Annotated in this window: 11 protein-coding genes and 1 riboswitch; of the genes, 8 read left to right on the top strand and 3 right to left on the bottom strand. The window is 45.9% G+C overall.

The window, feature by feature from the left end; translation table 11 throughout:
* Positions 1 to 60 precede the first annotated feature (60 nt).
* The 7 genes from DMB88_RS25565 to DMB88_RS31805 all read left to right on the top strand — a co-directional run bounded on the left by DMB88_RS25565 (position 61) and on the right by DMB88_RS31805 (position 8,801).
* Positions 61 to 777 carry a glycosyltransferase family 2 protein gene (locus tag DMB88_RS25565; RefSeq protein ID WP_254438343.1) on the top strand — a complete coding sequence of 239 codons (717 nt, stop codon included), beginning with the start codon at positions 61 to 63 and terminating at the stop codon, positions 775 to 777.
* A gap of 16 nt (positions 778 to 793) precedes the next feature.
* A complete protein-coding gene (locus tag DMB88_RS25560) occupies positions 794 to 2,743 on the top strand; it encodes a glycosyltransferase (RefSeq protein ID WP_254438342.1) in 1,950 nt (649 codons plus the stop codon).
* A gap of 200 nt (positions 2,744 to 2,943) precedes the next feature.
* On the top strand, positions 2,944 to 3,576 hold the full coding sequence (locus DMB88_RS25555) for a bifunctional 4-hydroxy-2-oxoglutarate aldolase/2-dehydro-3-deoxy-phosphogluconate aldolase (protein ID WP_128103581.1): 633 nt from the start codon (positions 2,944 to 2,946) through the stop codon (positions 3,574 to 3,576).
* A 193-nt stretch (positions 3,577 to 3,769) separates the two neighbouring features.
* A complete protein-coding gene (locus DMB88_RS25550) occupies positions 3,770 to 4,693 on the top strand; it encodes an alpha/beta hydrolase (protein ID WP_254438341.1) in 924 nt (307 codons plus the stop codon).
* Between the two features lie 206 nt (positions 4,694 to 4,899).
* Positions 4,900 to 7,275: an S-layer homology domain-containing protein gene (locus DMB88_RS25545; protein ID WP_164848789.1), complete on the top strand. Its 2,376-nt coding sequence runs from the start codon at positions 4,900 to 4,902 to the stop codon at positions 7,273 to 7,275.
* Positions 7,276 to 7,475: 200 nt separating this feature from the next.
* A complete protein-coding gene (locus tag DMB88_RS25540) occupies positions 7,476 to 8,603 on the top strand; it encodes a transglutaminase domain-containing protein (RefSeq protein ID WP_128103579.1) in 1,128 nt (375 codons plus the stop codon).
* Between the two features lie 66 nt (positions 8,604 to 8,669).
* Entirely contained in the window at positions 8,670 to 8,801 is a 132-nt protein-coding gene (locus DMB88_RS31805; protein ID WP_302476277.1) for a hypothetical protein, read from the top strand.
* Here the strand turns inward: DMB88_RS31805 and DMB88_RS25535 are convergent.
* Together DMB88_RS25535 and DMB88_RS25530 are read right to left on the bottom strand one after the other, a co-directional pair.
* Entirely contained in the window at positions 8,798 to 10,264 is a 1,467-nt protein-coding gene (locus DMB88_RS25535; protein ID WP_128103578.1) for an amino acid permease, read from the bottom strand. The two genes, DMB88_RS31805 and DMB88_RS25535, sit on opposite strands and share 4 nt — an antisense overlap.
* Before the next feature lie 126 nt (positions 10,265 to 10,390).
* Positions 10,391 to 10,659, bottom strand: a riboswitch (Lysine riboswitch).
* Between the two features lie 144 nt (positions 10,660 to 10,803).
* Positions 10,804 to 11,946 (bottom strand): virulence factor, encoded by a 1,143-nt coding sequence (locus DMB88_RS25530; protein ID WP_128103577.1) that lies wholly within the window; start codon positions 11,944 to 11,946, stop codon positions 10,804 to 10,806.
* Positions 11,947 to 12,174: 228 nt separating this feature from the next.
* Between DMB88_RS25530 and DMB88_RS25525 the strand changes: the two genes are divergently transcribed.
* Positions 12,175 to 12,603, top strand: a complete 429-nt coding sequence (locus DMB88_RS25525; protein ID WP_128103576.1) for a hypothetical protein — start codon at positions 12,175 to 12,177, stop codon at positions 12,601 to 12,603.
* 59 nt (positions 12,604 to 12,662) lie between these two features.
* Here the strand turns inward: DMB88_RS25525 and DMB88_RS25520 are convergent, their stop codons facing one another.
* Positions 12,663 to 13,358, bottom strand: a complete 696-nt coding sequence (locus tag DMB88_RS25520) for a response regulator transcription factor (protein ID WP_128103575.1) — start codon at positions 13,356 to 13,358, stop codon at positions 12,663 to 12,665.
* Positions 13,359 to 13,686: the final 328 nt, after the last annotated feature.

Here is a 13,686-nt window from a genome sequence, read left to right as displayed (position 1 = left end):
CTATTACGCAATGAACGAGCATACATACATGGTCAGAATTAAAGGGTGGGGGGTGAAGCATTGACAGATCATCAGGACGACAGAAGACCGCATATGACCTTATCGATGATTGTACGTAATGAGGAACAGCGTTATTTAAGACAGGCGCTTGAGACTCATCGACCCTGGATTGATCGGGCAGTCATCATTGATGATGGCAGTACAGATGGCACGGTTGCGATGTGCCGGGAGATACTCCAGGATATACCTTTATTATTAGTAGAGAATTCTACACCACGGTTTGCGGATGAAGTCAGTTTGAGGAAACAGCAGTGGGAGGCAACCATCTCTACCAATCCAGAGTGGATTCTGAATTTGGATGCGGATGAGATAGTAACATCTGATTTTGGAGTGATACGAGATCAATTATTAAGTGGAGAAGAGGATGCGATCTACTTCCGCTTGTTTGACATGTGGAGCGAGACTTCATACCGAGAGGATCAGTATTGGCAGGCTCATGCTTACTATCGCCCATTTCTTATTAGGTATCGTCCTGAATGGGACTATGAGTGGAAGGAAACACCTCAGCATTGCGGCCGTTTCCCGCTAACGATCCAGCATTTTTCCTACGCTTGTCATGCACCTCGGGTGAAGCATTATGGCTGGGCACGGGAAGAAGACCGAATTCGTAAGGTGGAGCGTTATCAGGCACTAGATCCGGATGCGAGATATGGGTGGAAGGAACAGTATGAGTCCATTTTGGATCCGGAGCCAAGACTTCTACCATGGTTGGAATAAGGAAGGAGGAACGAGATTGAAGAAGGGAAAGGCTAAGCCAAACATACTGATTGCGAGTCCAGTGCGCCAAACTGCCGTCGTACTTCGTGAATTTCTTGAATCCTTATGTACGCTGGAGCGAACGACGATAAGAACAGATTATTTATTTGTGGACGATAATGAGGAAACGACCTCTTCGGATATGCTTCGAGATTTTGTAAAAGAAAACGAAGGTACCATTATTACCGTTGACGCGGTGTTGAATGAAGATGAGGATCTTCTGGAAGGGTCATATACCAAAGATGAGGGTGGACACTATTGGCAGGATGAACAAGTCTGGCGAGTAGCTCGCTTGAAGAATCAGATTTTGAAACACGTCTGTGAACACCAGTATGATGCCGTATTTCTGATCGATTCTGATTTGGTGTTACATCCCCGAACGCTGGAACAACTCGTTTCTACGGAGAAAGAGATTGTATCCAATATCTTTTGGACGCGCTGGCAACCAGGCGCAAGGGAAATGCCCCAAGTTTGGCTACAGGATGAGTATCAGTTGTACCGCCGAGGTGTGAAGGTAGCTGAGGGAACGGAAACCGATAATCATACGATCCAGACAGAGCTTTTTTTGCAGCAATTGCACAATCCAGGCTGTTACGAAGTAGGTGGCCTCGGGGCATGTACGCTCATACGCAGGAATGTATTGGAGGCAGGTGTTACTTTTGATCGAATTCCGAATATTTCATTCTGGGGGGAGGATCGTCACTTCTGCATTCGCGCGCAAGCACTCGGCTTTTCCTTGTTTGTAGATACGTATTATCCTGCCTATCACATCTATCGTTTGTCTGAACTACCAGGGGTAGCCGCTTATAATCGGAGGGTTCGACGCGAAGAAGAGACGATCACGATAACGCTATGTATGATTGTGAAAAATGAAGAGAATTCCCTTGCACGTTGTCTGGACTCGGTTAACGGCATTGCTGATGAAGTGGTTATTGTCGATACGGGTTCGACAGATCGTACCCGTCAGATTGCTGCAAGGTATACAGAGCATATTATAGATTTTGAATGGGTGGATGATTTTGCGGCTGCGCGTAATTTTGCCTTTGATCAGGCGACAAGTGAATATATCCTCTGGCTTGATGCCGATGATGTGTTTGAACCTCAAGACCGGGCAAAGCTCATTGCCCTGAAACGATCCCTTGATCCAGCAGTGGACAGTGTGACGATGAATTATAATCTTTCATTTACAGCAGATGGCCAGGTAGCATACAGTCTACGGCGGAATCGATTGGTTCGTCGGGATCGTCATTTTCGCTGGATTGGTGCAGTGCATGAATATTTGGAAGTGAGCGGGCATTTGCTGCATAGTGATGTGGCTGTCACACATAAGAAAGATAAAGTATATACCGATCGCAACCTGAAAATTTATCGCAAACGGGAACAGGCAGGTGAAGACTTTTCTCCGCGTGACTTATATTATTTTGGAAATGAGCTTAAAGATCATGGACAGTATGAGGATGCGGTATCCTATTATACGAAGTTTCTGGATACTGGGTTAGGCTGGGTTGAGGATCAGATTGCGGCATGTCAAAAGATGGCCGATTGCGAAGCCGCACGGAAACGTCCGGATCAAGAGATTGTGGCGTTACTAAGATCATTCGCTTATGACTTACCGAGAGCAGAGATATGCTGCCGTCTTGGCGGATATTTTGCCGACCGTGAGGATTACCGCAAAGCAGTGTTCTGGTACGAACAGGCGACTCAGGCTATACGACCTGCTGACCCCATCGTACCGGTGAATGAAGCCGCGTGGACATGGATGCCTCATTTGCAATTGTGTGTGTGTTATGACAGGTTGGGTAATCGGACAAAGGCGCAAGAACACAATACGATTGCTCTGGCTTACCATCCAACACATCCAAGCATGCTGTATAACGAAAAGTACTTTCGAGAGATGGATGAGGGCAGTGTATTAGAAAATGCATAAAGGAACGATATAACGTTAGTATCCAACGACGGTGATCGGGACAGCTCTCTTAGGAGAGTTGAAACGCTTATCGTCGTTTTTCTTTTTATCCAAAAGTTAAATTGGAGTTCCGTCACATCCTTTTCGTAGTTCAACCAAGGGAAGATATGTTTTACAATAGTTATATTCAACCGAATTGATGGAGCGAGGGGAATAGGAATATGAATTTAACGGAAACATTATTAGAATCAAGGCTGGTTGCGATTGTACGCGGAATTAGCCGGGAAGCGGCTGTTATTGCAGGCCAAGGGATGACTGAGGGCGGCATACGTCTAATGGAGGTTACGCTCAATACGGCAGGTGCGCATCATATTATCGCCGATTGGCGAGAGCGACATGAAGGACAAGCCTATGTAGGAGCCGGAACCGTATTAAATGTACAGATGGCACGAGAAGCGGTTGCTGCAGGCGCACAATTTTTGGTCTCGCCCAATGTCGATCTATCCGTTATTGAATATGCTGTAGAACAGGGAGTAGAGATCTGGCCTGGGGCAATGACACCCACCGAGATCGTTGCTGCCTATGAAGCAGGTGCCAAGGTTGTGAAGCTGTTCCCTATGGCAAGCCTAGGCATCCCGTATTTGCGGGAGATCAAGGCGCCGTTGAATCACATTCCACTGCTTGCGACTGGTGGCGCGAACCTGGACAATATAGCAGAGTATTACGCGGCAGGTGCAGCAGCGGTAGGCTTGGGAAGCGCGCTTCTCCCCAAAGAGGCACTAGCAAGTGGGAATCATGAGCAGATTGCGGCATGTACACGTGCATTCGTAAATGCGGCTAGTATAAAAGTATAGTGACAAGCCATTTGTAAATTGGGTAAATATAAGAGGTTGTTCAAAAAGTCCACTTCTGAACATGCACTATAAGTTTAACGAAAGAAAGTATGGGTGGGTAAGAATGATCCATTTTACCGATGAACCTTAATGTGTAGTTAATATTCCTATCTTATGATGAAGGTATGCTAAGAGCCGGAGAGGAGAGATGCCTGTGAAAACGAGAACGATGGTTGGGGGAATGATTGCTTTTGCTGCCTTAACTGCAGGAGGGCTGTGGAAAGCAGCGGTGAACAGCCAGACACCCAAAAAAATTCCGATCACGTTGACGCCGCCTATGCCCTTTGAAGATGTAACCTTTGATAGTGGTGGAGGGAGAGTGCATGGCTGGTTTATTCCTGCTGCTGCACATGTACCGAAGCCGTGGCCGCTGGTTATCATTGCGCATGGCTGGGGTTCTAATCGCTCCCGTGTACTCCGCTATGCACGCCCAATCTGGGAAGCAGGATACGCTCTATTTATGTATGACGTTCGCAGTCATGGAGAGAGTGATGCCGTTCGAGCGGCTTCAGCTTATCTATTCCGTGATGATCTACTCTCGGCGTTGAAGTATATGTCCACAAGACCTGAGATTGATCCCGAAGCCATCGGGGTGCTGGGACATTCACTTGGAGGGTTAGGTACCATTCTGGCTGTAACGGAGAATCTCCCTGTCTCTGCAGTGATTACAGACTCGATGCCATCTCAATTTGAGGTTATCGTAAGTTCCGAACTAAGACGGCGTCGTCTCCCATTATTTCCACTGGCTCAGCTTATCCCGCGAATCTGGTTCTGGCGACTGGGAGAGTCACTCAAGTCCTATCGCCAGCGCGATCCTGTCATGTTGTTGAATGAACGACGTAAGGGGATGCAGTTACCGCTACTTATGGTTCATTCCAAAGGAGATAATTTTATCCCTCCGAGCGAGCTTGAGTATTTTATGAGTAAAGCCGATCCACCTGTAGAGCATTTATGGGTGAACAGTGGTGGACATAGCTGCTCAGAGGAAGATCCAGCGTTCTGGGAGACGGTGATTCCTTTTCTACAGAAGCATGTTCGGGTGCAAGATCAGCCCCAAGCGGCAGCTAGTGACGATTAATTTATAAATATATAAACAGTGAAACGCCAACGATGTTGGCGTTTTTCTTACGTTTGCGAATGATTTGCCAAAATTCACATTTGTAAAATTGTTGGGAAAAGGACGATTAAAAAGGAAGCTTATGGTATCATAGAAAAGACTAGCAATATTCATGCGGGGTTATTTGATGTGTGTCCATGTATGAGATTGAAGGGAGAGGTACAGATTTGAGTTTTCACGTTCGATTCAAAATGATGACCGCCAAAGCAGCAACGGCTGCAATGGCAACCTTGCTTCTGGCAACGCAAGCTCCAGGATTTGCAGGCAGCGTGTCAGCCGCAACAGCGGAACAGGTAACCGAAGCTTCAACGGGGGAAGATGTATTAAGTGTCGTAAACAGTGATGTGCCGGAAGGAGCTAAGATCTCCTCTAAGCAAGCCAGTGATAACATATTGAAACTATTTCCGTTGCTCCAAAAGGCAACCATTACATCTGCCAATTTCGATTCACCGAACTCTTTTCCGCCGCCAGATTATAAAGCGTGGGAAATTGGTTTTGGAATTCGTGAAGGCAATCATTCCATGGGGTTCAGCGCCACTGTACATGCTGGCACAGGTGAGGTACTCAGTGTGCATCTGCCTTCGGAGCTGCTGGACAAACAGCGTGCTGAATCAGACAGCCAGGTGACAGAGGCCGAAGCAGAGAAGTTGGCTGAAGCATTTTTATATGAAGCGATACCAGATTTAGAGAAAGACGCATTTTTAGCTATTTCTGAATCCTATCCATACGCTGTACAACAATCATTATTCGGCAGAACCGAATATCAGTACCGTTACCAATTGAAGCATGAAGGTCTGTTATCAGAGGCTGAGACAGCTTATGTGAACGTTGATGACCAGGGAAGAGTTACAGGTTACTCACGAGGCACCATTGAGAGCGACTACCCTTCATCGAAGCCGGAATTATCTGCCGAGCAGGCCAAGAAGAAATTTGACGAGCAATTTGATGTTGAGCTCGCTTATATTTCCCCAGATGGCTACTCATCCCGCAAAGGGCAGAAGTATTACCTTGGCTATTTACCTAAAAGTTCAGGCAATGGGCTGGATGCTAACACGCTGAATCCAATTAACCCGATGACTGGTGAAGAAATGACGTCCGATTCGGAGCAACTGGACGAACCCTTAAAGGGAAGTGTAGCTGCTTTTGTTCCGAATACAGGACAGAAATTGAATGCATCTCAAGCCGAGAGCTTAATTAAGAAGAATTTCGACATTCCCAAAGGATATCAATTAGACCACAGCCAGCTGATCAAAGGTTATTATGCAAGCCCTAATAGTCAGGTCTGGAGTTTGAGCTGGAGTAATCGCAATGCCAGTGCTTCATACATGTTCATGAGAGATATCTCGGCACAGGTTGATGCAGTGACAGGACAGATCTACAGTTTTAACGTGTATCAGCGCATCATGCCAGGAACGACAGAAGCGGAAGCTACAGAGGAGACAAGCAGTAAGTCTGTAACCAAAGCAGAGGCGGAGAAGCTGGCGGTCAATACGGCTATTGCACTTGCTCCAGATGCAGCGAAGCAGTTCCGCCTGTCCACAGTCATTGAAATGGATGGAACAAGAACGTTTCTGTTCAAACGATATATGAATGGAATTTTAGTAAAAGACGATTCTCTACAGGTTCAAGTGGCGAAGGATGGTTCTATCACGGAATATTATGCGAGAGTAACTGCAACTCCAGAGCAGTTACCTACAGATGCGAAGCCTGCTATCAGTTATGAGGATGCCAAGGCAACTTATCTTAAAGAGATTCAATTGATTCTGGCCTATTCCCGTTATGGTGGATATGGTATGACGAATGGGGAAGCAGTCCCTATGGGAATCAAATTGGCATACGTGCCAACACGTAGTGAAAACTCGATCTATGGTCTGTATGAGGTACTGGATGCCAACACGGGTGAGTGGAGAAGTATGTATGGAGACTTGAATTCATCCTCCAAGACACAGCCTACGGATATTGCAGGACATGTTGCAGAGACTGCTCTTACAAGCATGGTTCAGCACGGCGTATTCATTGCTGATGATCAAGGGCGTATTCTGCCAGATCGAGTGATTACAAAAGGGGACTGGTTCAACTATCTGGCCAGAGCCATCAATCCGAGTATGGATATGTATTACGGCGGAGACAGTGATGACAAGCCTTTCGCTGACATTACGTCTGATAGTCCTTACTATCCAGCGATTCGAACGTTGCTTGATCAACGTTGGTTAGGTGGATCTGACCCGGAGAAGAATTTGAATCCCCAAGAAGAAATGACACGCGAAGAGCTGGCAGTGTTACTCGTTCGGATCTTGCGGTATGAGAAATTGGCGGGTTTCTACACGCTACCTTCTGACTTGCCTAACATCGCAGATGCAGGAGCTGTGACGAACAAAGGCGCAGTTTCGCTCAGCCTGAAGCTAGGCTTGTTACCTTCCATTGAAGGCCGCTTCATGCCTGCTCGCAAGGTAACCGTTGCTGAGGCTGCACAGGTTTTGGAACGACTTGCGAAGCTGCAAGGCAAGACAGACACGTTTATGAGTGGTAACCGTCTGTATTAAACGTGAGCAAGATGTCATAAGTACGTGCTGAATTCATAGAATAAGAATAACGGTAATCATGTTTATTTTGCTGAAGATAAGAGGGACCTTCTGTGGAAGGTCTCTTTTGATTCTTTTCGACAAAACTAGAAGCCTGATGTCAGTTGCTTTTGTGATACAATGAGGCATGAGAACTTTGCGAAGAGAGGTGGTATCCTTTCATGGGCAAGAATGGGAAACGAATCATCACCATTTTGCTAGCTAGCTGCTTGATTGCTGTGGCTTTACCGCGTACGGTTGATCTGGATCAGTTATATGCTGCTTCCGGCACGACGGACATATCTACGACTGCGGAATTGCGCAAGACGTTGTTAACGGCGATGTCTCAGCGTACAGAGGAACTGGTTTTTACATACAAGGGTAATGTGAAAGGCCTCAAAAAACAGTTGCAGAGCTCCATTGACGAAGCGATGAAGAGCGACCCTTATATTCAGTATACGGTTAAGAGTTACGCATTTAATTATAAAGGTTCCAATGTATCGGCAGAGGTACATATTAAATTGTCTTATCGGGAAACGAAGGCACAGACGGACTATGTGAATCGTAAAGTTGCGAGCGTCCTGAAGGAGATCATCGTTCCAGGCATGTCCAATCACGAGAAGGTTAAAGTGATCCATGACTGGATCGTGCTTAACCTCGCCTATGATACCTCGTTAAAGAAATATACGGCATACGACGGACTAGTGACGGGTAGCACCGTATGTCAGGGGTATTCTTTGCTGGCTTACCGCATGTTAGAGCAAGTGGGCATTGAGAATCGTATCGTCGAAGGTACGGCTGGTGACCAGCTTCACGCTTGGAATTTGGTCAAACTGGATGGGAAATGGTATCACATGGACACCACGTGGGATGATCCTACGCCTGACCGTAAAGGCAAGGTCAGCTATAATTATTATTTGCTGAGTGATACGGAGATGGCGCGTGATCACTTCTGGACGAATAATGGTAAATATCCTGCGGCTTCAACGTTATACCGTGAAGTGCTGCATGGTCTGATTACCGAGGGAGGCAGTAAAACAGCTGCTTATCAGAAGCTGTACCATACCCTGGATTATGCCTTGTATAACGAGAGTGATGCGATTCAGGAACATGCTGCCTTGAAGAAAAAAGTGCAAACGGTCATGAAGGACGGCGGAACATCGCTAACATTCAGATACAAGGGAACAGAGCAAGGCTTGGTTCAGGATCTACAGGATTTATATCAGCTAGGGATGAAGTCAATATCCTATTACGTTTCGAACATGGCAGATACCACTGATTTGCGTGTGAAAATTACATGGACGATGTAATTGCTGATTATGATTTGCTAACAATATGAATTAGAACGGATTCACTATTTCGAACGAGGACGCTTCATGCAGAAGCGTTCTTTTTTTGTCCGAAGGAGAAACAGTTGGCTCGAACAATCGGAGATTGCAGATCGCAAATCTCAATATAACAAAAGACAGCCTTCCCTCCGCACGGAAGGAAAGCTGTCTGTAATTTAATCTGTTGTAGAGGTGAAATCACATTCTTGCAAAGGTACCACTTTGGTTTTCTTAATCCACTTGTAGCCGAGCCACAAAATTAAGAACAACGGTACACTTAAGTATGCAACTAGCGCGCCGCTCCAATCAATATGATCTCCTGTAAAGGCTTGATAGTTCTGACCGATAATGACGATAATGCATAATACAAAAGCAAAGATCGGGCCAAACGGGAACCAGCGTGCACGGTAAGGTAGATCATTCAGATCTCGGCCTTGAGCAACATAGGCTTTACGGAAGCGATAATGACTGATGGCAATACCGAGCCAAGTGATGAAACCACACATGCCTGATGCATTGAGCAACCACGTGTACACGATCCCATCTCCAAACAGGGAGGCAAGGAAGGCCAGCATTCCGACTGCAGTCGTGATGAGCAGCGCGTTCATAGGAATACCTCTTTTGTTCAATCGTGCCAGGAAGCGTGGTGCTTTACCATCCCGAGCAAGAGCGTAGAGTACACGGCTAGAGGCATACATACCTGAGTTACCTGCAGACAGTACAGAAGTCAAAATTACGGCATTCATGACGGAAGCAGCAATTGCTAGCCCGGCCTTCTCAAACACAAGGGTAAACGGACTGACACCGATATTATTCAGCTCACCTTTGAGTAGATTCGGGTGTGTATATGGAATGATTAGACTGATCACTGTAATCGCCAAAATGTAAAAAATAAGGATACGCCAGAATACTTGCCGAATCGCACGAGGTACATTTTCACGAGGGTTTTCACTTTCCCCGGCAGCCACACCGATCAGCTCCGTTCCTTGGAAGGAGAATCCTGCGGCCATAAATACACCAAGCACAGTGAAGAATCCACCATGGAAGGGGGCATCACCTACAGTAAAGTTGCTGAAACCAACAGCTTCTCCGCCCATAATACCAAAGATCATAAGTACACCCACCGTAAGGAAGATAATGACGGTAGCTACCTTGATGATGGCGAACCAGTATTCCGATTCTCCGTATCCCTTAACTGACAGAATATTTAAGGAGAAGATCAATACCAGAAATAACAGACTCCACAGCATGGAGTTGCTATCCGGGAACCAGTATTTAATAAGCACTGTAGCTGCAGCAAGTTCTGCGGCAATGGTAACAGCCCAGTTGTACCAGAAATTCCAGCCCATGGCGAACCCAAGTGCAGGGTCAACGTAGCGGGCAGCATACGTATTAAATGAACCGGAGTCAGGCAAGAATGTAGCCAGCTCTCCGAGACTTGTCATGAGGAAATACACCATGATTCCTACGGCTGCATAAGCAAGAAGTGCGCCGCCCGGGCCAGCGGTAGAGATGGCAGTACCGCTTGCAAGAAATAGTCCAGTACCGATCGATCCACCCAGAGCGATCATGGTCATGTGCCGGGCACGGAGCCCTTTTTTTAGTGATGATCCAGTTGATGTAGTATTGTTGCGGTCTTGCATGGAAACACTCCTTCATTCAAATAAATACGGATGTTGTTCATATAGGTAAGGAATTCATAACAATAACAAAGACCGCAGGCATTCGCCTGCGGTCTCTATATCTAGTCCGCACCACATTGTCCCCGATGTTAAGATAGCTCAACACAGTAGAAATCATACTTGCTTACAGAGGTTGTTCAAAAAAGTTAGCTTAACCTTTCTGGACACGTACTCATAGCAATATGTGCTCTAACTGTGACAGTTCTGCACCTTTCGGCAACAGCCCCAGCGACACTGGACAGAAATAAGGAGGCGTCCAGTGAGCTTCGGCGGGTGCGCCTTTCTGCTGAGATCTCAAGCGGCTCCTTAGCGCCTCCTTCAGCATACTGATCGCACCCGCGACCTCTACCTCATCATCAATGGATGAGGTGTATCTATATGTTTATGAAATTGGTTGGAAACCAAACATGACAAGCTTTGTTTGGTTTTCTAAACAGAGACTCAGTATACCGCTCAATGTTTCCCAGTGCAATAACAAATATTGGGTGAGACATTTTGACCTATTCCGTTTTTTTGTTACGACCAGCCATTTGCTGCCATACCGTACCTGCTGCTTGCTCACCTGATTCAATGCGTTCCAAGGCCATCTTCGCTTGAAGGCTTACTTCGAATTCTGGATCTTCAGCTGCTACGCGTAGAGCTTCTTCCGCTTCTTCCGTTCCAACTTCATATAAGAAACGAGCTGCACGCCAGCGTACAAGCTTGCTACTATCAGTTAACGTGGCTGTCATAGCTGGAGTTGCAGCTGGATCACCAATATCAGATAGCGTATCTCCTGCGGTACGGCGTACAGCGGGCGAGCTATCCTGTAATGCTTGATATAACAGTTCCATCGCTTCTGCTGTGCGAATGTCGCCGAGATAGACAACCGCCAATCTCCGTATTTGCATTTTCTCATCCTTAAGCGCATGAGCAACCAGAGGTAAGCGCTCCGCTGTTGGCTCCATGCCGTCAAACGCTGCATAGCGTACATTCCAGTCAGTGCTGTTCAGAGCTTCTTCAAGTTCAGCACCTTCGAGTTGGCGACGACGTTCTACGAATTCCTCGGCATTGGTGCCGTGCGCAATGGCTTGCTGAATGACCTGATTCAATCGTTCAGCAGGATACGCAGCTTCAAGCTCCTGTTCCACTTCGCGAGCGATATCTGGAAGTTCACCGTAACGAACACCGTAGTCCTTCAGCTTGCGTTCTTTGATCAGCGTAGCACTGGCAACCTCAGTAACGGCTTTGACAAACCGATCTGAGAGTCCAACGCGTTCCTCTTTTGCACCTGCTTTTACCCGGATCTGCATAGGCACACCCCGGAAAAATTGTACGAATACTTGGGCTTCACCAAAGTGTTCACCGGAATGATCTTCACCGTCAATCCAATCCAGGTCTAGACCCTGTTGTCCTAGACGGCTCTGAACTTCGCCAAGGATCACTGACCAGTCGGCATTACCTTTACGATCCAAAGCTACAAAGTCGGTGGTGTGGAACACACTTTTTACACCGGGAATGTGAAGCATTTGGCGAATAAAGGCTGGGGCAGAGCGTTCATTATCCAGCGTATATGTTTTGCGGATTCCGTCTTCCAGACGTTCATCCAGATGCAACATCATCGTATTAGGGCTGGGTGTTGGTTCAATGGAAACAATATTCATCGGTTCATAACCTCCTGTACCGGATTCATCATTAAGTTTACCGTGACTGAGCACGAGTATATCTATATTTTACATGAATGTGTCTAAATTGCGAAATCAACGCTTATTCGTCAAAGGTATATTGTAAAGAAGTACGAAGATTGTTAACACTTCTTTCATGTTCACGCACAAACATTTTTAAATGAAAAAGCTCACAATGGAGGTAATGAAATTAATGGAGGTAACATTATGGAGCCCATTACTGTTCTTTCGGATGGAAGCCGTAGCATTGCATATGACGTGATGATTCCAATGTTAAGACAATGGATCGCTGAGGCGACATGCAAGCGAGAACAAGAAGATAGAATGAATGAACAGGACGGCTGGGAGAAGTCCCGTTATTGTATCGTGGATTATAAGGAAGCCTCCAGTGCCATATCCGCAGCCAATGCGATTCGGGCATTTATGCCGCAGATTCCATTGCTCGTCATCACTGATTTCCAATCACTGATTCGCAAACGGCATTTGCAGCAAATTTCGGGCTCAGGGGAAGTTAAACTTAGTTTGTGGCATCCCGGACAATTAGATCAGTGGGTATGCGAGATTCAGCACTGGCTTCAAACCTCTCCGCAGGAAAATAAAAACGCCATTCCTTCCACCATGTCCATTCGATCATGACCGGGGAAGAAATGGCTATGTATTCATTTGATTTGATGATTCAAGCAGCTATAGTTAAGCTAGATAACATATTTATAGCCTGTTCCCCAAACGGTTTTAATAAAACGAGGGTTTTTGGGGTCGGGTTCAATCTTTTTGCGTAGGCTGGATATGTGTACATCAATCGTACGATCCAGATACGCCCGTTCTGAGCCTTTGATGCGATCCATGAGCTCATTCCGTGTAAATACTTTGCCGGGATTACCGTATAATTCTTTCATGATTTCAAACTCAATATGCGTGACCTCGATCTCTTGCCCATCTACAAACAGAGTTCGTCTATATTCATTGACACTCACATGCCCGGCCACATCGGCCGGTTTTTCCTCTTGGAGCGGTTTATCGGAATAAGTAATGGCTGATCTACGTAATAGAGCCTTAATCCGAGCATCGAGCTCTTTCAGACTGAAGGGTTTACATAGGAAATCATCCGCACCGTTATGTAAAGCCCGAAGTCGATCATTCAACATCGTGCTTGCAGAGATCATAAGAATAGGTACTGTGGATTGCTGGCGAAACGCATCTACAAGATCATTGCCATCCGTTTCAGGCAACATGAGATCAGTCACCACAATGTCTGGTTGAAACTTAGGGAAAAGCAATAATGCATCCTTCGCATGATGAACCCGTTCTGTTATGTACCCCTCCTCCTCTAGAAAGAAAGCGATCATGTCCGCCAGATTTTTCTCATCCTCTATAAGAAGTACTTTGATCATTGAGGTCACACTCCTGGGTGAATTGAATTTGTTAAGAAAATACGAAGTTCATACTTAAATATTGTTCGAAAAACTGCAAATTTTTTAATGATTTTATTCCAAAATATAGGGTGCATGAATCTATTTTATAATAGATACACATATGTATAAAACCTCTTGATGGAGCTAAACTTTAATATTTTATCATGAGCCTAATACAATTGGCGATCAATCAATAATTGCCAAAGAGATAACATGGACTAACTACAGTATAATAGATTAGAGACGATTTAGGGGGAAAAGTGTCGTTATTTACCGTTATTTATGGGAGGAACTAGGCTTGCCATTC

The organism is Paenibacillus sp. DCT19 (genome assembly GCF_003268635.1).
Taxonomy (GTDB): domain Bacteria; phylum Bacillota; class Bacilli; order Paenibacillales; family Paenibacillaceae; genus Paenibacillus.
The sequence above is the reverse complement of the archived record's forward strand: the minus strand, read 5'-3'. Positions and strand labels throughout refer to the sequence as shown.